Origin of the sequence: Caulobacter sp. BP25 (genome assembly GCF_002737755.1) — a bacterium.
GTDB lineage: Bacteria > Pseudomonadota > Alphaproteobacteria > Caulobacterales > Caulobacteraceae > Caulobacter.
In genome coordinates this window covers 1-20,601 of sequence record NZ_PEGH01000019.1, presented here as the reverse complement: position 1 = coordinate 20,601, position 20,601 = coordinate 1, and the positions used below count along the sequence as shown (strand labels likewise).

The 20,601-nt window shown below is 66.7% G+C and carries 19 protein-coding genes and 2 pseudogenes; 7 read left to right on the top strand and 14 right to left on the bottom strand.

What is annotated here, in order from left to right:
• Positions 1 to 24 precede the first annotated feature (24 nt).
• From clpA to CSW59_RS17670, 6 genes and pseudogenes are all read right to left on the bottom strand, one after another.
• Positions 25 to 2,355, bottom strand: coding sequence for an ATP-dependent Clp protease ATP-binding subunit ClpA (clpA, locus tag CSW59_RS17690; RefSeq protein WP_099445309.1), 2,331 nt, complete (start codon positions 2,353 to 2,355; stop codon positions 25 to 27).
• 12 nt (positions 2,356 to 2,367) lie between these two features.
• The gene (clpS, locus tag CSW59_RS17685) at positions 2,368 to 2,697 is read right to left on the bottom strand and encodes an ATP-dependent Clp protease adapter ClpS (protein ID WP_013079900.1); all 330 of its coding nucleotides are present in this window, start codon (positions 2,695 to 2,697) and stop codon (positions 2,368 to 2,370) included.
• An 81-nt stretch (positions 2,698 to 2,778) separates the two neighbouring features.
• Positions 2,779 to 2,925, bottom strand: a pseudogene (locus CSW59_RS21505) (hypothetical protein); the annotation flags it as partial.
• A 7-nt stretch (positions 2,926 to 2,932) separates the two neighbouring features.
• Complete coding sequence (locus CSW59_RS17680; protein ID WP_099445308.1) at positions 2,933 to 4,189, bottom strand: DNA polymerase IV; 1,257 nt, start codon at positions 4,187 to 4,189, stop codon at positions 2,933 to 2,935.
• Between the two features lie 10 nt (positions 4,190 to 4,199).
• Positions 4,200 to 5,090: an ROK family protein gene (locus tag CSW59_RS17675; protein WP_099445307.1), complete on the bottom strand. Its 891-nt coding sequence runs from the start codon at positions 5,088 to 5,090 to the stop codon at positions 4,200 to 4,202.
• Positions 5,087 to 5,734 carry a hypothetical protein gene (locus CSW59_RS17670; RefSeq protein WP_099445306.1) on the bottom strand — a complete coding sequence of 216 codons (648 nt, stop codon included), beginning with the start codon at positions 5,732 to 5,734 and terminating at the stop codon, positions 5,087 to 5,089. Before CSW59_RS17670 ends, CSW59_RS17675 begins: the two co-directional genes overlap by 4 nt.
• 119 nt (positions 5,735 to 5,853) lie before the next feature.
• Here CSW59_RS17670 and divK point away from each other — a divergent pair, with 119 nt between their 5' ends.
• From divK to CSW59_RS17650, 4 genes are all read left to right on the top strand, one after another.
• Positions 5,854 to 6,231, top strand: a complete 378-nt coding sequence (gene divK, locus CSW59_RS17665; RefSeq protein WP_013079896.1) for a cell-cycle response regulator DivK — start codon at positions 5,854 to 5,856, stop codon at positions 6,229 to 6,231.
• Complete coding sequence (locus tag CSW59_RS17660) at positions 6,228 to 7,592, top strand: PleD family two-component system response regulator (protein ID WP_099445305.1); 1,365 nt, start codon at positions 6,228 to 6,230, stop codon at positions 7,590 to 7,592. The genes divK and CSW59_RS17660 overlap by 4 nt, the downstream gene beginning before the upstream one ends.
• Positions 7,593 to 7,697: 105 nt before the next feature.
• Positions 7,698 to 9,362: an alkaline phosphatase family protein gene (locus tag CSW59_RS17655; protein ID WP_201722854.1), complete on the top strand. Its 1,665-nt coding sequence runs from the start codon at positions 7,698 to 7,700 to the stop codon at positions 9,360 to 9,362.
• 81 nt (positions 9,363 to 9,443) lie between these two features.
• Positions 9,444 to 9,686 carry a hypothetical protein gene (locus CSW59_RS17650; protein WP_099445303.1) on the top strand — a complete coding sequence of 81 codons (243 nt, stop codon included), beginning with the start codon at positions 9,444 to 9,446 and terminating at the stop codon, positions 9,684 to 9,686.
• Positions 9,687 to 9,776: 90 nt separating this feature from the next.
• On the opposite strand, the gene rpmG is transcribed toward CSW59_RS17650, so the two are convergent.
• Together rpmG and CSW59_RS17640 are read right to left on the bottom strand one after the other, a co-directional pair.
• Positions 9,777 to 9,944 carry a 50S ribosomal protein L33 gene (rpmG, locus tag CSW59_RS17645; protein ID WP_010920317.1) on the bottom strand — a complete coding sequence of 56 codons (168 nt, stop codon included), beginning with the start codon at positions 9,942 to 9,944 and terminating at the stop codon, positions 9,777 to 9,779.
• Between the two features lie 130 nt (positions 9,945 to 10,074).
• Entirely contained in the window at positions 10,075 to 10,803 is a 729-nt protein-coding gene (locus tag CSW59_RS17640) for an NUDIX hydrolase (protein ID WP_099445302.1), read from the bottom strand.
• A gap of 297 nt (positions 10,804 to 11,100) precedes the next feature.
• Here CSW59_RS17640 and CSW59_RS17635 point away from each other — a divergent pair, with 297 nt between their 5' ends.
• Positions 11,101 to 12,414 carry an amidohydrolase gene (locus CSW59_RS17635; RefSeq protein WP_201722842.1) on the top strand — a complete coding sequence of 438 codons (1,314 nt, stop codon included), beginning with the start codon at positions 11,101 to 11,103 and terminating at the stop codon, positions 12,412 to 12,414.
• A gap of 133 nt (positions 12,415 to 12,547) precedes the next feature.
• Here CSW59_RS17635 and CSW59_RS17630 read toward each other — a convergent pair whose 3' ends face one another.
• Positions 12,548 to 13,684, bottom strand: coding sequence for a pyridoxal phosphate-dependent aminotransferase (locus CSW59_RS17630; protein WP_099445514.1), 1,137 nt, complete (start codon positions 13,682 to 13,684; stop codon positions 12,548 to 12,550).
• 87 nt (positions 13,685 to 13,771) lie between these two features.
• Here CSW59_RS17630 and CSW59_RS17625 point away from each other — a divergent pair, with 87 nt between their 5' ends.
• Positions 13,772 to 14,803: an SGNH/GDSL hydrolase family protein gene (locus CSW59_RS17625; protein ID WP_099445301.1), complete on the top strand. Its 1,032-nt coding sequence runs from the start codon at positions 13,772 to 13,774 to the stop codon at positions 14,801 to 14,803.
• 117 nt (positions 14,804 to 14,920) lie between these two features.
• On the opposite strand, the gene rnr is transcribed toward CSW59_RS17625, so the two are convergent.
• A complete protein-coding gene (gene rnr, locus CSW59_RS17620) occupies positions 14,921 to 17,233 on the bottom strand; it encodes a ribonuclease R (RefSeq protein WP_099445300.1) in 2,313 nt (770 codons plus the stop codon).
• A gap of 115 nt (positions 17,234 to 17,348) precedes the next feature.
• Between rnr and CSW59_RS17615 the strand changes: the two genes are divergently transcribed.
• On the top strand, positions 17,349 to 18,395 hold the full coding sequence (locus CSW59_RS17615) for an alpha/beta fold hydrolase (RefSeq protein ID WP_099445299.1): 1,047 nt from the start codon (positions 17,349 to 17,351) through the stop codon (positions 18,393 to 18,395).
• A 4-nt stretch (positions 18,396 to 18,399) separates the two neighbouring features.
• Here the strand turns inward: CSW59_RS17615 and CSW59_RS17610 are convergent, their stop codons facing one another.
• The 4 genes and pseudogenes from CSW59_RS17610 to CSW59_RS21950 all read right to left on the bottom strand — a co-directional run bounded on the left by CSW59_RS17610 (position 18,400) and on the right by CSW59_RS21950 (position 20,570).
• Positions 18,400 to 18,765: a hypothetical protein gene (locus tag CSW59_RS17610; protein ID WP_099445298.1), complete on the bottom strand. Its 366-nt coding sequence runs from the start codon at positions 18,763 to 18,765 to the stop codon at positions 18,400 to 18,402.
• Positions 18,766 to 18,803: 38 nt separating this feature from the next.
• Positions 18,804 to 19,595, bottom strand: a complete 792-nt coding sequence (locus CSW59_RS21960; protein WP_369825794.1) for a topoisomerase C-terminal repeat-containing protein — start codon at positions 19,593 to 19,595, stop codon at positions 18,804 to 18,806.
• Between the two features lie 45 nt (positions 19,596 to 19,640).
• Positions 19,641 to 20,271, bottom strand: a pseudogene (locus CSW59_RS21955) (DNA topoisomerase); the annotation flags it as partial.
• Positions 20,169 to 20,570: a DNA topoisomerase gene (locus CSW59_RS21950; RefSeq protein ID WP_369825791.1), complete on the bottom strand. Its 402-nt coding sequence runs from the start codon at positions 20,568 to 20,570 to the stop codon at positions 20,169 to 20,171. The pseudogene CSW59_RS21955 and the gene CSW59_RS21950, both read right to left, overlap by 103 nt.
• Between the last annotated feature and the right edge of the window lie 31 nt (positions 20,571 to 20,601).

Here is a 20,601-nt window from a genome sequence, read left to right as displayed (position 1 = left end):
TCCGTTTCAGTTCGAGGCCAAAGCCTATTCGGCCAGGGCCGGTTCGGCTTCGTCGGACTTGCTCGCCTTGGGGTCGACATTGCTGTCGATCTCGAAGTCGATCTTGCTGTCCTTGAGCACGACCTTGACGTGGCCGCCGCGGACCAGGCGTCCGAACAGGATGTCGTCGGCCAGCGGCTTCTTGATGTGCTCCTGGATGACCCGGGCCAGCGGACGGGCGCCGTAGAGCTCGTCGAAGCCGTTCTTGGCCAGCCAGTCGGCCGCATCGTCGGCCAGTTCGATCGTGATGTTGCGGTCGGCCAGTTGCGCCTCCAGCTGCATCACGAACTTCTGCACCACCTGACGGATGATGTCGGCGGTCAGCGGCTTGAAGGCCACCACGGCGTCCAGGCGGTTGCGGAACTCCGGCGTGAACAGGCGCTTGAGGGCGGCCTCTTCCTCGCCTTCGACCTTGCTGCGGCCAAAGCCGATCGAGTTGCGCTGGGCGTCCGAGGCTCCCGCATTGGTGGTCATGATCAGGACCACGTTGCGGAAATCGACCTTCTTGCCGTTGCTGTCGGTCAGCGTGCCGTTGTCCATCACCTGCAGCAGGATGTTGTAGACATCCCCGTGCGCCTTCTCGATTTCGTCGAGCAGGACGACGGCGTGCGGGTGCTGGTCGACCGCGTCGGTCAGCTGACCGCCCTGGTCGAAGCCGACATAGCCGGGAGGGGCGCCGATCAGGCGGCTCACGGTATGGCGCTCCATGTATTCCGACATGTCGAAGCGCAGCATCTCGATGCCCAGGGTCTGGGCCAGCTGCTTGGCGGCTTCGGTCTTGCCGACGCCGGTCGGGCCGCTGAACAGATACGAGCCGATCGGCTTGTTCGGTTCGCGCAGGCCGGCGCGCGCCAGCTTCATGGCGGCCGACAGTTGGCTCAGGGCTTCTTCCTGGCCGAACACGGCGCGCTTCAGGTCGTTCTCGAGTTCCTTGAGGGCCTCGGTGTCCGACTTGCTGACCGATTTGGGCGGGATGCGAGCGATCTTAGCGACGACCGCCTCGATCTCCTTCACGCCGAGCGTCTTCTTGCGGCGGTTTTCCGGCACCAGCATCTGCGAGGCGCCAGCCTCGTCGATCACGTCGATCGCCTTGTCCGGCAGTTTGCGGTCGGTGATGTACTTGGCCGACAGCTCGACGGCGACCTTCAGGGCGTCGTTCGTGTACTTCAGCTTGTGGAAGTCCTCGTAGTAGGTCTTCAGGCCCTTGAGGATCTTGATGGTGTCTTCCACCGTCGGCTCGTTCACGTCGATCTTCTGGAAGCGACGGACGAGAGCCCGATCCTTCTCGAAGTGCTGGCGGAACTCCTTGTAGGTGGTCGAGCCCATGCAGCGCAGCGAGCCGGAGGCCAGGGCGGGCTTCAGCAGGTTCGAGGCGTCCATAGCCCCGCCGCTGGTCGCGCCGGCGCCGATCACGGTGTGGATCTCGTCGATGAACAGCACCGCGTTCGGGTGGCTCTCCAGCTCCTTGACGACCTGCTTGACGCGTTCCTCGAAGTCGCCGCGATAGCGGGTGCCGGCCAGCAGCGCGCCCATGTCGAGCGAGTAGATGGTGGCGCCTTCCAGGACCTCTGGGACCTGGTGCGTGACGATCTTGCGAGCCAGGCCCTCGGCGATGGCGGTCTTGCCGACGCCGGGGTCACCGACGAGCAGGGGGTTGTTCTTGGTGCGACGGCACAGGATCTGGATCGCGCGCTCAACTTCGTTGGCGCGGCCGATCAGCGGGTCGACCTTGCCCTGGCGGGCCTTTTCGTTGAGGTCGACGCAATAGGCTTCCAGAGCCTCGCCGCCGGTCTTGGTGTTGGGCTTCTCGCCGTCTTCCTCGGTCTGATTCGAGCCGGCGCTGGCGCCCTTGATGCTCTTGGCTTCCGAGACGCCGGCCTTCTTGGCGATGCCGTGGGCGATGAAGTTGACCGCGTCGTACCGCGTCATGTCCTGCTCTTGCAGGAAATAGGCGGCGTGGCTTTCGCGTTCGGAGAAGATGGCGACCAGCACGTTGGCGCCGGTCACTTCCTCGCGACCTGACGACTGGACGTGGATCACCGCGCGCTGGATCACGCGCTGGAACCCCGCAGTCGGCTTGGCGTCCTCCTCGTCGTCAACGACCAGGGAGGCCAACTCGACATCGAGATAGTTCGAGAGGCTCTTCTTCAGCGCGGCGAGATCGACGTCGCACGCGCGCATCACTCCGGCGGCGTCATCGTCGTCGGTCAAGGAGAGCAAAAGGTGCTCAAGCGTCGCGTACTCGTGCTTACGCTGGTTGGCGTACGCGACGGCGCGATGCAGGGACTCTTCCAGGGGGCGCGAAAAAGAGGGCAACGGGGAGGCTCCTCAGTCCTTTTCCATGGTGCACTGCAGGGGGTGCTGATGGCGTCGCGCCGAGTCGATGACTTGGGCGACCTTGGTTTCTGCGACTTCGTAAGTGTAGACACCGCACACGCCCACGCCGTTTTGGTGAACATGCAACATGATGCGCGTCGCATCTTCGCGCGACTTGTTGAAGAACCGCTCGAGAACGTAAACGACGAACTCCATCGGGGTGTAGTCGTCGTTGAGAATCAGAACTCGATACAGCGAAGGCTTCTGCGTCTTCGGCTTCACTTCCGTGACGACCGACGACCCAGCGCCGTTGCTTTGTCCGCCTTGCTTCCGCTCGGCCATCGACTTGTTCTCTCCTGGCGAGCAAATCACTCGCCCATGCTGGATTAGATATGGAAACGCGGCGGCTTTGGAAGAGCCCTAAGCGCCGCTGCGCCGCTTTAGCACAGGGGCGCCTGGGTTTTCGGCTTCACGTTTGGGAGAGCGAAGACCGCGCGCGAACGGTTCCGAGGTGGAAAGGCCCAGATGGTGAACAAAATGTCGCGCCGCAAGAGGGCGATCGGTGCGGATCCGCGACTCACCGGCTCTTCAGCGCGCGCCCCGTGACCACAGCGGCGGCGCCGAACTTTCCGCGAAGCGTGTCGATCGCGGTCTCGCTTTTCAGGGAGCGGCGTTCTTCGTCGGCGAACATGTCCGCGCCGGCGGTCTCGGCGTCGACGAATTCGGTCAGGCCCGCGCCGATCAAACGATAGGAAAGACCCTTGGGCTCGGCGGCCAGCAGCTCGCGGGCCACCTGGAACAGGGTGCGGGCGGTCTGGCTCGGCACGGCCAGGGTGCGGCGGCGGGTGTGAATCTTGAAGTCGGGCGTGCGCAGCTTCAGCGTCGCGACGCGGCCCGCCACGCCTTCCTTGCGCGCTTGTTTGGCCACCTTCTCGCACAGGGGCCAGAGCTCGTCCTCCAGATCCTCGGGCTTGTGCAGGTCGTTGTTGAAGGTGGTCTCGGCGCTGATCGTCTTGCGGGCCTGGTCGGGATCGACGATGCGGCTGTCCTGGCCGTGGGCCAGGCGATGCAGACGCAGGCCGCCGGAGCCCAGGCGGTTGGCGAGCAGCTTCAGATCTGTGGCGGCGATGTCGCCCACGGTGCGTAGGCCGATTTCGGCCAGGGCCGAGACCGTTGCCGGGCCGACGCCAGGCAGGATGTTCACCGGCTTGTCGGCGAGAAAGTTCTTCGCCTCCGCCGCGCCGATCGCCGAGAAGCCGCGGGGCTTGTCCAGCTCCGAGGCGATCTTGGCCAGGAACTTGTTGGGCGCCAGGCCGATCGAGACGGTCAGGCCGATGTCGCGCTCGATCTCGGCCTGCAGCTTGGCCAGCATCGCCGCCGGCGACGCGCCATGCAGGCGCTCGGTGCCGGTCAGGTCGATCCACGCCTCATCCAAAGACAGCGGCTGGATCAGCGGGGTGAGCCGGTCGAGCTTCTCGTGGATTCGCCGGCTCTCTTCTTTGTATTTGGCGAAGTTCGGCTTGATGACCACGGCGTCGGGACACAGCTTCAGCGCCTTGAACATCGGCATGGCCGACTTGGCCCCGCTCATGCGAGCGATGTAGCAGGCGGTGGTCACCACCCCGCGCTTGCCGCCGCCGACGATCACCGGCTTGTCGCGCAGGGACGGATCGTCCCGCTTCTCGACCGAGGCGTAGAAGGCGTCGCAGTCCAGGTGCGCTATGGACAGCGTCCCCAGCTCCTCATGAAACACCGTGCGCGGCGAGCCGCAGGACGGACAGCGCGCGGCCTTGGCCTCGCCCGTCCACCCGCAGTCGCGGCACAGGGATTTCATGTGGCCCTCCCTAGATCTCCTGCGGCCAAAGCCATGCGGCCCCGCGCACGCCGGAGCTGTCGCCATGGATGGCTTTGCGCACAGGTGTCTCGAAGACGTCGGAGAAGACGTGCGGGGCGATGGCGGCCTGCAGGCGCTCATAGAGGATGTCGACGTTCGACATGCCGCCGCCCAAGACGATGACGTCGGGGTCGATCAGGTCGCAGACCACGGCCAGGGCGCGCCCTAGCCGGTCGACATAGCGGTCGAGCGCGGCGGCTGCGGACGCGTCGCCGGCGGCGATGGCCTCCATGGTCGCCTGGCCATTGGGGAAGCCGGCGTCGCGGGCGAAGCTGGGCCCCGCGATCCAGGTTTCCAGGCACCCCTTGCGGCCGCACCAGCACGCGGGGCCCGGATATTCCTCGGGCTTGGGCCAGGGCAGGGGCGAGTGGCCCCATTCGCCGGCAAAGCCGTTGCGGCCGTCGATGATCTTGCCGTCGACCACGACGCCGCCGCCGCAGCCGGTGCCTAGGATGGCCGCAAAGACCACGCCTTCGCCCGCGCCGGCGCCGTCGGCGGCTTCTGACAAGGCCAGGCAGTTGGCGTCGTTGGTCAAGCGCACCGGGCGGGCGATCCGCTGCTCCAAGTCCTCGCCAAAGCGCTGGCCGTTCAGATAGACGCTGTTGGCGTTGCGGATCAGACCGGTGCGGGGCGAGATCGAGCCGGGAATCCCTAAGCCCAGCCGCGCGCAGGACGCGCCGGCCATCGCCTCTGCGTCGGCGACCAACTCGGCCACGACCTCTAGCGCGGCCTTATACTCGCCGGGATTGGGCTTGCGCACGCGCGCGACAAAGGCCCCAGCCTCGTCGATGGCGGCGGCCTCGATCTTGGTGCCGCCGAAATCAATGCCAAAACGGATCATACGAACAGACGCTCCTCGATGGCCCTCTTGAGCAGGGGCCATTCGTCGATACGGACATGGCGGTCGGGCGCGGACGGGGCGAGAGGGCGCAGGCGCTCGTCGCTGACCATCTGGAAGCGTCCAACCTTGGGCGCTCTTTCCGCCACCGATTCCAGCTGCGGTAAAAGATCGTCGATGAAGACGGCGGGGCCTGAGGTGCGCGCGGCCAGTTCTGCGGCGGCCGGGCCCTTGGGTCCGCTGTTGATGATCAGCGGGTAGTCGAAGCCATGAGTCTTCAGCCATTGGGCGCGGGCGAGGCGTCCATGCTCGGGCGCATTGGTCAGGATCACCACTTCGGCGCGGGTCGAAAGGTCGGCCAGGGCGTCGGCTGCGCCGGTCGCGGGCGGCAGATCCTCGGCCCCATCGCGAAAGAAATCGTCGAACAGGGCCTTGCCCGCGATCAGATCGAGGTGTTCGGTCTCTCCGGGGCGATAGATATTTTGAAAGAGAGCGAACCGATCCACGCGCAGCTCGAAGCCGTATCGCGAGATAAAGGCTCCGAAGCCGAGCATGAACTGGGCCAGCACCTCGTCGACATCAACGATCACCAGCGGCGCTGTTACACTGACGGGGCAGGCCTGAAGATCGGTAAGGCGAGGTTCCATGGGCTCTGGCGGTCGGTCTCGAAGCGATTAGCGGGCGCTTAAGGATATTTGTGCGAACAACTTCTGGAAGGTGGCGCGATCCGCAGGCGTCACCACATGACCGCATGGTCGGGGTAAGGATGACGAAGAAGGTCCTCATCGTGGAGGATAACGAGCTGAACATGAAGCTCTTTCATGATCTGCTCGAAGCCCAGGGTTACGAGACCCTGCAGACCCGCGAGGGTCTGTCGGCGCTGTCCATCGCCCGCGACAACAAGCCAGACCTGATCCTGATGGATATCCAGCTGCCCGAAATCTCGGGGCTGGAGGTCACCAAGTGGCTGAAGGAAGACGAGGAACTGGCCCACATCCCTGTGGTCGCCGTGACCGCCTTCGCCATGAAGGGCGACGAGGAGCGCATCCGCGAAGGCGGTTGCGAGGCCTATATTTCCAAGCCGATCTCGGTCGTCCACTTCCTCGAAACGATCAAGCGTCTCCTGGAAAGGCAGCCTGCATGAGCGCTCGGATCCTCGTCGTCGATGACATCGAGGCCAATGTCCGCCTGCTGGAAGCCAAGCTGGCGGCCGAATACTATGAAGTTTCCACCGCCATGGACGGGCAGACGGCCCTCGCGATGGCCCAGCGCGATCCGCCAGACATCATCCTGCTGGACGTGATGATGCCCGGCATCGACGGCTTCACCGTCTGCCGCAAACTCAAGGAAGATCCCGCCACCCGCCACATCCCGGTGGTGATGATCACCGCCCTGGACGGGCGGGCCGACCGCATCCAAGGGTTGGAGGCCGGCGCCGCCGACTTCCTGACCAAGCCCATCGACGACGTCATGCTATTCGCCCGCGTGCGCAGCCTGACGCGCTTCAAGCTTGTGATCGACGAACTGCGCCAGCGCGAGGCCTCGGGCCGTCGCATCGGGGTCATCGCCGGCGCCGCCGCTCGCCTGGACGGCCTGGGCGGCCGGGTGCTGGTCGTCGACGACAATGAGCGCCAGGCCGAGCGCCTGGCCGGCGAACTGGCCGCCGATCACCGTCCGGTGGTCGAGACCGATCCCGAGACGGCCCGGGTCAGCGCCAGCGGTCCGGTCGACCTTGTCATCGTCAACGCCGCGGCCAAGGGCTTCGACGGTTTGCGCTTCACCGCCGCTCTGCGTTCCGATGAGCGCACGCGCCACCTGCCGGTGCTGGCTCTGGTCGATCCCGACGATCGCGCCCGCATGGTCAAGGCGCTGGAGATCGGGGTGAACGACATCCTGACCCGCCCCGTGGATCCCCAGGAGCTGGCCGCTCGCGCCAAAACCCAGATCCAGCGCAAGCGCTACACCGACTATCTGCGCAACAACCTCGACCACTCGCTGGAGTTGGCGGTCACCGACCAGCTGACCGGCCTGCATAACCGCCGCTACATGGTCGGCCAGCTGGAGACGCTGGTGCGCCGCGCGGCGATGGGCGGGGACGAGGTCTCGGCGCTGCTGATCGACATCGACCACTTCAAGAAGATCAACGACACCTTCGGCCACGATATCGGCGACGAGGTGCTGCGCGAGTTCGCCCTGCGCCTGGCCTCGAACGTGCGGGCCATCGACCTGCCGTGCCGCTACGGCGGCGAGGAGTTCACGGTGATCATGCCCGAGACGCGCATGGCTGACGCCCTGCGCATCGCCGAGCGGATCCGCAAGCACGTGTCGAGTTCGCCGTTCAAGGTCGCCAATGGCGAAGAGATGCTGAACGTGACGGTCTCGGTCGGCGTCTCCGCGACCGGCGGTCCCGAAGACACGCCCGAAGCCCTGCTCAAGCGCGCCGACGAGGGCGTCTACGAAGCCAAGGCCAGTGGCCGCAACACGGTCGTCGGCAAGGCGGCCTGAGCGGCTGAACGCCTGGCGATCGAGCGGCCAGCGACATTTCAGCCCTGAAATCCTTCCGGCCTTGCGCGGGTGAACTATTCGGGCGAAATCGCTTGAATGAAGACGATGCTTACTTGCGGCGCGTTCGCCGCTGTCCTGGCGACCGGTTTCGCCGCGACCGCTACTTTGGCCGCCGAGACCAAGCCCGATCCCAAGCTGGTGGTCGTGATCTCGGTCGACCAGCTCAGCGCCAATCTCTACGCCCAGCACCGGCCCGAGTTCGTCGGCGGTCTGGCGACGCTGAGCCAGGGGGTCGTCTATCCGAACGGCTACCAGTCGCACGCCTTCACCGAGACGTGCCCTGGCCACTCGACCCTGCTTACGGGAAAGCATCCCAACAAGACCGGCATCAGCGCCAATGACTGGTACGACCGCGCCACGGGCAAGACGGTCTACTGCCTGGCCGATCCGACCGTGACCCTGGCCGATGATCCGAAGGGCAGGGCGGTCTCGCCGGCTAACATGATCGCCACTACCTATGGCGACTGGTTGAAGGCCGTGTCGCCGGCAAGCCGCGTTTTCGGCGTCTCGGGCAAGGATCGCGGCGCGATCACCATGACCGGCCACAAGGCCGACGGCCAGTTCTGGTATCAACCGGGCTTTGGCTTCACGACCTGGGTCGCGCCCGGCCAGAGCGCCCAGGAACGCCTGAAGCCTGTCGCGGCGTTCAACGCCAAGCTCTCGGCCGACCTGAAGGCCCATCCGTTCACCTGGGACTACGCCAAGCCCTCGGCCAAGCGTTGCAAGACGCTTGAGGCGACTTACGAAACCGGCGGTCGCCAGTGGCGGGCGGCCTTGCCGATCCCGGCGGCGACCAGCGAGGCCGATAAGCAGCGCGACCTTTACGCCAGCCCCTATACCGACCAAGTCACCCTGGAGCTGGCTCAACGCCTGCGCGAGACCTATGGCCTGGGCGACGGCCCGCAGGTCGACGTGCTGGCCATCAGCCTGTCGGCGACCGACTTTATCGGTCACCGCTACGGCACGCGCGGTCCTGAGATGTGCGACCAAGTCGCGCGCCTGGACGAGCGGCTAGGCCTGTTCCTGAAGAGCCTGGACAAGGTCAAGGGCGGCGTCCTGGTGGTCCTGACGGCCGATCATGGCGGCGCTGATTTTGCCGAACGGCTTCATGACGAAGGCTACGGGACCGAGCGCGTGATCGGTCGCCCTTGGGTCGCCAAGCTGAACGCCCAGCTGCGCGCCGAGCTTGGCCTATCCTGGGATCCGCTGATCGCGGACGGCGGCATCGACCAGATCTACGTCGTCGGCCCCGATCGCAAGACGCCGTCGCTGGCTGACCGCGCGCGCATCACCGCTGCGGCCCTGCCCCTGATCAACCGTGACCCTGATGTGTCACAAGCTTTTGATTCTAATGCCATCTTCACGATGGAGAGCGCGCCGGCGGATGCTTCCGCCGAGGAGTTGTCGATCGCCGAGCGGATGCGCCGCAGCGCCTATCCGGGGCGCGTGGGCGACATTCTGATCGCTTTCAAGCCGAACCGCATTCCAGCGACGGCGGGCGCGACCTATGTCTCGACGCACGGCAGTCCTTGGGACTATGATCGCCGCGTGCCGATCCTGTTCTGGTGGAAGGGCGCGGCCCCGCACGAGCGCGTGCTGCCGTTGGACACCGTCGACATCGCGCCCACCGTGGCGGCGGTGACGGGGATCAAGGCGCCCGCCGATATCGACGGCGTCTGCCGCCCGCTGACCTACGGCGGTAAATGCTAAGCATTGATTAGGGCGCTTTCTTAGCTTTTCGCACACCTTCGTCGCGCATGCTCGCCGATACATCCTAAGGGAGAGGCGGGGATGACGAAATCGAAGATCAGTTTTAGAAAGCGTACGCCGACCGGGCGCTGGTTGCTTCTGGGTCTGGCGATCTGTTCGGCGCTCTTCTTGATCGGCGGGGCGAGTTTCGACCAGCCGGCGAACGGCTTCTCCAGTCTGGCCATGATCGGGGCTTTCGTCGCCGTCTGCGTCGGACCGGTGCTGCTGGCGCTGACGCTGCTGTGGGGCAGCTTCACGCTTCTGCGCTGGGTGTGGACGGGCTGAGGGGCCCTACGCTCCAGCGACAATCGACCATAAAAAACGCCCGGCTAGCGATAGCCGGGCGTTTTCGTGTCTCAGCGCTGAAAGGCGATCCTACTTGATCTTGCCTTCGCGGAATTCGACGTGCTTGCGGATGACCGGATCGTACTTCTTCAGCACCATCTTTTCGGTCTTGGTGCGGGCGTTCTTCTTGGTCACGTAGAAGAAGCCGGTGTCCGCCGTCGAGTTCAGGCGGATCTTGATGGAAGCCGGTTTGGCCATGGTCGAATCCCTGCGGTGGTCGCGCAGGTTCCCGCGCGCTGGAAATAAGAGGCGCGGAACATACTCATCGGAGACTCAAAGTCAATTGCCGCGCGCGGCTTTGGGCAAAAGTCGCGAGGCCGTGCAGCGGCTAGACATGCGTCAGATGACGCTTGCCGTTCAGGAAGCGCATGAACGGCGCGGGCCGTCCAGCCTCGGCCAGCCTTTGGCCGACCTCGTGCACGACGAAGCGGGTGATGTTGGGCAGGTCCAGCGCCATGGCTTCCTCGAAGTCCACCCAGGCGATCTCGTCCAACTCGCCGCAGTCGGGGCGGCGGTCCAGCGACAGCAGGCCCTCGGCGGGAGCCATGAAGAATCGGGCGTCGAACCGGCGAGGGCGGTAAGGCGGCGTGATCGCGCGCGCCACGAAGCTCAGCGGCGCCAGGTCCGGCAAGGCTCCTTGGGCCAGGAACGGCCGCCAGGGGCCCGCGCCGGGGCGCTCTGGGGCCTCCTTCGCCAGTAGCAGCCCCGTTTCCTCAAAGGTCTCGCGCACCGCCGACAGGGCCAGGGCGCGGGCCAGGCGGGCGGGCTTGGGATGGCGGGGGTCCAGTTCTAGGCGCGTGGCGACCTCGGGCGAAAGCTCGCTGGCGCTGGGCGCGTCGTAGTCGGTCCGATCGACCCGGCCGCCGGGGAATACCCACTTGTCGGGCATGAAGGCGTGGCCGTGATTTCGGCGGCCCATCAGCAGCCTTGGCTGAGGGCCGTCTGTGCGCACGATGATCAGGGTGGCCGCGTGCTTGGGCTTCAGCGCCGCGCCGGTCTCGCGCACGGCGCCGTCGTTGATCGTGTCGAATTTCGCGTCGATCGGCGGCAGGCTCATGGGTCAAGGTTAGACGGTTTGCCTCGGTGGGAAAGGCGGACGTTGGGTCAATCACAACCTTCTCGTTTAATTCGCCTTCCTAGGCCTTGTGCCTAGGACCCAGCGTTCAGTCGCCTAAGCGCTGGCTGGTGCGCGCCGACACGAGCGAAGTACTCCGTTCAAGCCCAGCCAGTTGACGCATGGGTCCTCGCCACGAGGGCGAGGAAGGCGGAGTTTTGGATGTGTTGAAGGTGTCCCGCTTGACCCTCCGCCGCGACGCGACGCAAGCTCGCCGCGCTTTTGTGAGGGGCTCTGAGAATGATCGGACGGATTTCGACGCTGGCGCTGGCCGCCGGATTGGCCTTTGGCGCGCCGGCCCTGACTTCGGAAGCGATGGCCGCCCCTACGCCAGCCCAGGTGTCTGCGGCGGCCAAGGCGGTTCAGCCCAAGGTCATCGCCTGGCGGCGCGACATCCACGAGCATCCGGAGCTGGGCAACCAGGAGGTCCGCACGGCGGCCCTGATCGCCAAGGAGCTGAAGGCGCTGGGCCTGGAGGTCCGCGAGAACGTCGGCAAGACCGGCGTGGTCGGCGTTCTGCGCGGCGGCAAGCCGGGCAAGGTCGTGGCCCTGCGCGCCGACATGGACGCCCTGCCGGTCGAGGAGAAGACCGGCCTGCCGTTCGCCTCCAAGGTCAAGGCGACCTGGGAAGGCAAGACCGTGCCCGTCATGCACGCCTGCGGCCATGACACCCATGTCGCCATGCTGCTGGGCGCCGCCACGGTGCTGGCCGGCATGAAGAAGGACATCCAGGGCACGGTCGTCTTCGTCTTCCAGCCGGCTGAGGAAGGGCCCCAGGCCGGGGAGGAGGGCGGCGCTAAGCTGATGATCCGCGACGGGGTGCTCGATAGTCCCAAGGTCGACGCGATCTTCGGCGTCCATATCGGTCCAGGCGACCCGCACCAGTTGAACTATCGCCCCGAGGGCTTCTACGCTTCGTCCGACCGCATCACGATCACGGTGAAGGGCAAGCAGACCCACGGCGCGCGCCCCTGGGCGGGCGTCGACATGGCCAGCGTCGCCGCTGACATCATCCAGGCCACCAACCAGATCGCCGCCCGCCAGGTGGACGTGGGCGCTTCGCCGTCGGTGCTGACCATCGCGGTGATCAACATGGGCATGCGCCAGAACATCATCCCCGAGGACCTGAAGATGGAGGGCACCATGCGCACCTTCTCCAAGGCTCGCCGCGAGGATCTGATCGCCCGCATGCAGAAGTCGGTGGCCGCGATCGGCGATCGCTACGGCGCCAAGGCCGAGGCGGTGTTCACCCAGCCCTATCCGGTCACCTATAACGACCCGGCGCTGTCCAAGTGGGTCAAGACCAGCCTGGAGAAGTCCTCACCGGGCAAGGTCGACGACAACGCCGCCCTGGTGACCGGCGCCGAGGACTTCTCGATGTACGCCGAAAAGGTCCCGGCCGTGTTCGTCCAGCTGGGCGGCCGCACGGCCGACGTCCCGGCGGCCACGGCCCCGGCCAACCACTCTCCCTATTTCGACGTCGACGAAGCGGTCTTCGAGACCGGCGTGAAGGCTGAGGTCTTCATGGCGCTGGATTATCTGGCGAAGAAGTAGGGAGCTGACCAAGTTCCCCCCCCGCGATGCGGGGGAGGTGGTCCAGAGGACCGGAGGGGGCCAACTCGGCCGATGTCCAGCTCGCCCCCTCAGTCACTCCGTGACAGCTCCCCCGCGATGCGGGGGGCATCTATCAAACGCTCCGCCCCGCGAACCACGGCGTGATCCGCCGCAGGGCCTCTTCGACCTCGGGCGTCGAGACCGCGAAGCTGAAGCGGATGAAGCGGTGGCCCTCGACCGGATCGAAATCCACGCCGGGCGCGGTGCAGACGCCGGTCTCGCGCAGCAGGTCCTTGCAGAAGGTCAGCGAGTCGTCGGTCAGGTGGCCGATGTCGGCCCAGATGTAGAAGGCGCCGTCGGGCGGGGCGATCTTGCGTAGGCCTAGCGCGGGCAGCGCCTCCAGCATCAGCTCGCGATTGCGGCGATAGACGGCGATGTGGCCTTCCAGCTCATCCAGGCAATCCATGGCCGCCAGGCCCGCGTGCTGGGCCAGGGAGGGCGCGGTCAGGAACAGGTTGCCGACATAGGCCCGCGCTCGCTCCTGGTCCTCGCCCGCCGGCGTCAGCAGCCAGCCCAGACGCCAGCCGGCCATGCTGAAGTACTTGCTGAAGCTGTTCACGATCAGGGCGTCGGGCGCGAACTCCAGCATCGAGGGCGTGCGGCCGGTGTAGCTGAGCCCATGATAGATCTCGTCGCTGATGATCCGGATGCCCCGCTCGCGGCAGACCTTGGCGATCGCTTCCAGCTCCTCGGGCGCGATGATCGTGCCGGTCGGGTTGGCGGGGCTGGCGACGATAACGCCGGCCGGGGCGGGCTCCAACTCGGCCAAGTGCTTCGCCGTCAGCTGGAAGCGGTCTTCCGGCCCACAGGCGATCTCGACCGGCGTGAGGTGCAGGGCCTTGATGGTGTTGCGATAGGCCACATAGCCGGGACGGGCGATGGCGACGCGGTCGCCGGGCTGGAACACGCTGGACAGCGCCAAAACGAGAGCCGGCGAGGCGCCGCAGGTCAGGACGATCCGCTCGGGCTCGACCGTGACGCCGTAGAGGTCCTGGTAGCGCTGGGCGATGCGCTCGCGCAGCAGCGGGCTCTCCCAATAGCCCATGGCCTCGGCGTCGAGCACCTCGTGGGCCTTGGCGATGGCCTTGCTCGGCGCGCCGGTCGAGGGCTGGCCGAACTCCATGTGGATGATGGAGCGGCCCTGCATTTTCAGCTCATGGGCCAGGCGGCTGATGGCGATGGCGTGGAAGGGTTCGATTTCGGCGCGCATGGTCGTCTGCATAGCCAAGTTCGGCGGCGATGGCAGCACCGGAGATCGAGGCTGGAACATCGTCGTGGCGCGTGGCATCAAACCGCCATGCGTATTTTGCTCTCCCTTGCCGCCGCCCTGGCCTTGACCACGCCAGCGCTTGCTCAGACAGCGCTGTCACTCAATATTGGCGGCCGTGTCTCGCCCGCCCCGAACGGCGCCTACGACTTCGGCTGGCCCGGGGTCTATTTCGAAGGGCGCTTCACGGGGCCCTCGGTCGAGATCGCCGTCGACACCGGGGTCGAGCACCTGGCCGTCAGCATCGACGGTGTGCGCAAGGCCGAGCTGACCAAGTCCGGCGCGACTCGGCTGAAGCTCGATCGCCTGGGTCCCGGCGAGCACATCGTGCGCCTGGACAAACTGACCGAGAGCCAGACGGGTTCAGCGCGGTTTGAGGGCTTCTTCGTGGGCAAGGCGGGCAGGGCGCTGCCCGCGCCGGCGCGGCCGAGCCGCATTGAGTTCATTGGCGACTCCCACACGGTCGGATACGGCGTGCGCTCAGCCAGTCAGGACTGCACCGAGCAACAGGTCCATGACCTGACCGACACCAGCCTGGCGTTTGGGCCGATCCTGGCCGCGCGGCTGGACGCCGACTATCGCATCGAGGCCTTCTCCGGTCGTGGCGTCGTGCGCAACTACAATGGCGTCGTACCCGGTGAGCCGCTGCCCGCGCTGTTTCCGCGCCTGATCCCGGGGCAGGGCGAGCCGCGCATCGCCGCGAACGATCCATGGAAGCCGGACGTTGTGGTCATCGGCCTCGGCACCAACGACTTCTCGACCGCCTTGCACGCCGGCGAGGCCTGGGCGGACGAGGCGGCGTTGCGCAAGGACTACCGAAATAGCTACGTCGCCTTCGTCGAGGGCCTGAAGGTAAGCCGCCCGGGCGCGCGCTTCTTCCTGATCCAGGGCGACACCTTCGTGGACGACGTCGCCGAGGTCGCCGGCCGTGCGGGCGCCACGGCGGTGCGGATCACGGGCATGGAGCGCACGGCCTGCCATGGGCACCCATCGGCAGCGGATCAAAGGATGATGGCGGATCGGCTGGAGGCGGCGATCACGGGCGGTAAATCCTCCCCCTAGCGGGGGAGGTGTCGGCTCGAAGAGACGCCGGAGGGGGAAGTCCTGCTGACCTTGCCTCTTCCCCCTCCGGCGCTTCGCGCCACCTCCCCCGCTAGGGGGAGGATTTCGGTTATCGCCCTACCGCCGCTTCCCGCGCCGCACGCCCTTGGGCAAACCGCCGCGCGGCTTAACCGCCGCCTGCCGCCGCGCGCCGAGCCTTGGCCGGGGGGCCTTGGGATCGGGCGCCAGGGGCTCGCTCAGCATCTCGAACAGCAGGCCGCCGGTCACCGGCGTAGCCTCGACCAGCTTGACCTCGACGCCCAGGCCCAGCGGCCAGCGCTTGCCGGTCCGCTCGCCGACCAGGGCGTGCATCTTGTCGTCGTGGATGAAGAACTCCGCGCCCAGGCTGGAGACCGGCACGAGGCCGTCCGCGCCGGTGTCGGCCAGCTTGATGAACAGGCCAAAGCGGGTGACGCCGGTGATCCGGCCCGCGAAGGTCGCGCCGACGCGGTCGGCCAGGAAGGCGGCGATGTAGCGGTCGGTGGCGTCGCGCTCGGCGGCCATGGCCCGGCGCTCGGCGTGGGTGATGACCTCGGCCGTGTCCTTGATCTGGGCGATGTCTTGGTCCGTCAGGCCGTCGGTCCCCAGGCCAAGGGCCCGGATCAGGCCCCGGTGCACGATCAGGTCGGCATAGCGCCGGATCGGGCTGGTGAAGTGGGCGTACTTGGCCAGGTTCAGGCCGAAGTGGCCGATGTTGTCGGCGCTGTAGTGGGGCATCTGGGTGCGCAGGACGACCTCGTTGATGATCGCCGCGTTGGGGCTCTCGCGGGTCTCTTCCAAGAGCTTGTTGAACCGCGAGGTCTGCGGGGCCTCGCCCTTGCTCCAGCGGATCTCAAGCGTCTGCAGGAAGTCGGCGAGGTTCTGCACCTTCTCAAGGCTGGGCGTATCGTGCACCCGGTAGATCAGGGGCGAGCGCTTGGCCTCCAGGCTCTCGGCGGCGCAGACATTGGCCTGCACCATCATCTCCTCGATCAGCTTGTGGGCTTCCAGGCTGGCGCGCTTGGTGATCGAGGCGATCTCGCCCTCGCGGATGATGATCCGGCGCTCATCGCTCTCGATGGCCAGCGGCGAGCGGGCCTCGCGGCCGATCTTCATCGTGTTATAGGCGGCCCACAGGGGCTTGAGGATCGGATCCAGCAGCGGGCCGGCCTTGTCGCCATCTTGTCCTTCAGGGGGCGGTTGGCCGTCGATGGCCGCCTGCGCTTGCTCGTAGCTGAGCTTGGCGGCCGAGCGCATCAGGCCGCGCACGAACTTGTGGCCCTTCTTGCGGCCAGACTTGTCGAACACCATCCGCACCGCCAGCGTGGCGCGGTTCTCGCCCTCGCGCAGCGAGCACAGGCCGTTCGACAGGGTCTCGGGCAGCATCGGCTCGACCCGGTCGGGGAAGTAGACGCTGTTGCCCTTCTCGCGGGCGTCGCGGTCCAGGGCCGAGCCGGGACGCACGTATGCGGCCACATCGGCGATGGCGACCCACACGACCCAGCCGCCCACGTTCGTCGCGTCCGGATCGGGGTGGGCGTAGACGGCGTCGTCGTGGTCGCGGGCGTCCACCGGGTCGATGGTCACGAACGGCAGATCGCGCAGGTCCTCGCGCCCCGACAGGGTCGGCTCGACGGCGGCCTTGGCCTCGCGTTCGGCCTCCTCGGAGAAGCCGGTCGGGATGCCGTGGCTATGGATGGCGATCAGCGAGGCGGCGCGGGGATCGTTCTCGGTCCCGACCACCTCCAGCACCTTGCCGGGCTTGGGGCCGTAGCGGCCGCCATGCGTGCCGACCTGGGCGACGACCAGGTCGCCCTCCTTGAACTCGTGGGCGACGCTGGGATCTAGGACCAGGCTTTCCTTGGACTTGCGGTCGACCGGCTCGACGCGGACCTCGCGACGGTGCTTGCGGATCACGCCCAGGATCTTGTGGGCGCTCTGGCCCAGCTTCTTGATCAGCTTGGCCTCGAACTCGCCGGTCTCCAGGCGTTCGAAGCGGACTAGGAGGCGATCGCCCAGGCCCGGCGCCCCAGCGGCGGCCTCGCCCTTGCCGGGCGCGAGGCGAACATTGGGCACGTCGTCGTCGGACTTGGTCAGCTTCACATAGAGCTCGCCGTCGCCGTCGCGCTCGACCACGTCGGCCACGCCGACGGGGGGCAGGGAGCCGGCCTCGGCGAAGCCCTTACGGCCGCGTTTGGCCAGCGCGCCTTGCGCCTCCAGCTCGCGGATCATCTCGCGCAGGGCCCGGCGGTCGGCGCCCTTCAGCCCGAAGTGTCGGGCGATGTCGGCTTTTCCGGTCTCGCCCGCGTCGCGCAGGAACGCCAGCAGCGTCTCGCGATCCGGCAGGCCGGCGGGCGGCTTGGGCTTGAAGGTCTTTGCCTTGGACGATTGGGGCGGGCGAAGTTTAGCCATGCCCTGCCTTAACGCGCTTTTTGGGCCGATGGCCAAGAGAAACGCACTTGACCATCTGGATTACGACTGTAATTCTCACGAGAAGTCTACAATTGTAATCTTCTTCGAGGTGACCATGCGCCGTACGGACTTTCTGTTGAGCCTGGGCGCTTGTGTCGCCCTAGCGTTTCCCGCCTCTGCTCGGGCGCAAGCCGTCGACGAGGCGGATTTCGTCCAGATCGGCGGCATCCGGCAATGGGTGACCATCCGGGGCGCGGACAGCGCCAATCCGGTCCTGTTGATCGTCGGCGGGACCCAGGTCGATGGGCCGGGCGCGATCCTCAGTCCCTATGTCCGCACCTTCCAGCCCTGGGAGAAGGACTTCACCGTGGTCCAGTGGGATCCACGCGGCGCGGGCAAGACCTTTGTGGCTAATGGCAAGGCTCTCGGAGCAGACCTGACCATCGACCGGCTAGTCAAGGATGGCCTGGAGTTGGCCGACTACCTGCGCGGCCATCTCGGTAAGACGCGGATCGTCCTGCTGGGCGTCAATTTCGGCTCGACCCTGGCTGTGAAGATGATCCAGGCTAAGCCGGAGCTCTTTAGCGCCTATGTCGCCGCCGGTCAGATCACCCGACCCCGCGCCGAGCGTGAGCTATACGGCTATGAGCGCTTGCTGCGACTGGCGACGGCGGCCAAGGACGAGGCCTCGCTGGCCGACTTGAAGCTGGCCGGAACCGACGTTTGGCGACAGCCGCGTGATCCGGCCCGCGTCGCCGCCTTCCAGCGGGTCTTCGTCAAGTACCGGCCGCCCGTACCCGTCAACCCGATGCAGGAGGCGATGAGCGCGCCACACTGGACGGTCGATGAGCTGATGGCGGCCCAAGGCGCGGCCGCGCAAAACGAGCGGGCTATCGGCAAGGCTTGGGGCGAGAGCTTCGACTACGCCAGCCTGGACCAGCGTTTGTCGGTCCCGGTCTTTGTGTTCCAAGGCGAGGAAGCCACGAGTTCGCCCGCGCCGATGGCCAAGGCGTGGCTGGATGGGCTGAGTGCGCCGATGAAGGCGTTCGTCACCATCCCGGGGGCTGGCAACCACGCGCTGGAAACCCACACGGCGACCTATCTGGAGCTTCTGGATAGGCACGTCCGACCCGTCGCGGTCGCGGCCGAGCGTAAGCGCTGAGCGCCTAGTACAGATCCTCGATCGACTTCGGGACCTGCGGTTCAGCCGGCTTGGGCGCGGCTTCCGCGGCGGGCGTGGTCGCGGCCGGCGGGGTTTCGATCACTGGCGCCGGAGCGTCCTGCTCCGGAGTCTCGACCTCGACGGCCTTGGGCTTGGGCGCCTCGACGGGCGGCGGCTCGTAGGCGAGGGCGGGCGCGGCGTCCTTAACCGGCACGCCCGAAACCTCGGCCAGCGGCTGGGTGGAGGTCGCCGCGCCGCCGCGGTCGATCTTCATCGCGTTGATCAGGCCGAAGGCGAAGCCGCCGACGCAGCACAAAACGAGCGCCGTCAGCACGACGTTCAGCGGCAGGGGACGTTCAAGCGTCGTCATCCGCGCAATCTACTCTCGTCCAACCCGGCTGAACAGGCTCAGGCCTCGTCGTCCCACGGCGCGGCGCCGTCGTCTGAGCTAGCGGCCTCCGCCTTGGCCTTGGCTTTCGGGGCGGCCTTCTTGGCGGCGGGCTTTTTGGCCGCCGTCTTCTTGGCGGGCTTGTCGCCCTCGGCCTTGGTCGCGGCCTTCTTGGGCGCGGCGGCCTTCTTGGCCGGCTTCTTGCCACCGCCCTTGGCCGCGCGTTCGGCGATCAGGGCCAGCGCTTCCTCAAGGGTGATCGCCGCCGGGTCCTTGCCCTTGGGGACGTTGGCGTTGGTGTCGCCGTGCTTGATGTAGGGGCCAAAGCGGCCCGACAGCACGCGGATCGGCTTGCCGTCCTCGGGGTGATTGCCCAGCTCGGCCAGCGCCGCGGCGGCCGCGCGCTGCGGACGTCCGCCGCCGGCGCGCTTGTCGGCCAGGATGGCGACGGCGCGGTTGAGGCCGACATCGAACACCTCGTCGGCGTTCTCTAGGTTGGCGTAGGTGCCGTCGTGCAGCACGAAGGGCCCAAAGCGTCCGAGGCCAGCGGTGATGACCTTGCCGTCATCCGGGTGCTTGCCGACTTCGCGCGGCAGGGAGAGCAGGCGCAGGGCCTTCTCCAGGTCCATGGCCGAGGCGATCCAGCCCTTGGGCAGGGACGAGCGCTTGGGCTTGTCACCCTCGGCCGCCAGCTCCTCGACATAGGGGCCAAAGCGGCCGTTCTTCAGCCACACGGCGCGGCCGGTCGCCGGATTGACGCCCAGCTCCTTGTCGGCGCTCTCGGCCTCGCCGTCGCCTTCGGAGACGCCCAGTTGGCGCGTGTAGCGGCACTCTGGATAGTTCGAGCAGCCGATGAAGGCTCCGAACTTGCCGGTCTTAAGCGACAGTTGCCCCGTGCCGCAGGTCGGGCACAGGCGCGGGTTCGATCCATCGCCCTTGTCGGGGAAGATGTGCGGGCCCAGGGCCTCGTTCAGGGCGTCTAGGACGTTGGTGGTGCGCAGCTCGGCGATCTCGCCGACGGCGGCGTGGAAGTCCTTCCAGAAGTCGCGCAGGAACTGCTTCCAGTCCAGCTTGCCGTCGGAAACCAGGTCCAGCTGCTCTTCGAGCGCGGCGGTGAAATCGTACTCGACGTAGCGTTTGAAGAATTGCTCTAGGAACGCCGTGACCAGGCGGCCCTTGTCCTCTGGGACGAAGCGCTGCTTCTCCATCTTCACGTATTCGCGGTCGCGCAGCACGGTCAGGACCGAGGCGTAGGTCGACGGACGGCCGATCCCCAGCTCTTCCATCTTCTTGACCAGGCTGGGCTTCCGAATAGCGCGGCGGCGGTTCGGTGAAGTGCTGGTCGGCGCGGGCCTCGATGACCTTGGCGCTAGCGCCTTCCTCGATCACCGGCAGGCGGGCGCTGTCTTCATCGCCCTCGTCGTCGCGGCCTTCTTCATAGACCGCCAAATAGCCGGGGAAGAGCACGACCTGGCCGGTCGCGCGCATTCCGGTTTGGCCATCGGCGCTTTCCAGATCGACCGTGGTGCGCTCGATGCGGGCGCTTTTCCATCTGGGAGGGCGATCATCCGCTTCCAGATCAGCTCGTACAGGCGACCCAGGTCCGGCTCCAGGCGCAGCGAGCCGGGGTTCCGGTTCAGGCTGGTCGGGCGGATGGCTTCGTGAGCCTCCTGGGCGTTCTTGGCCTTGGCCTTGTAGTAGCGCGGGGTCTCGGGGACGAATTTGTCGCCATAGACATTGCCGATCACGCTGCGCGCCTCGGCGATGCCTTCGGGCTCGACCGACACGCCGTCGCGTCCGCATGTAGGTGATCAGACC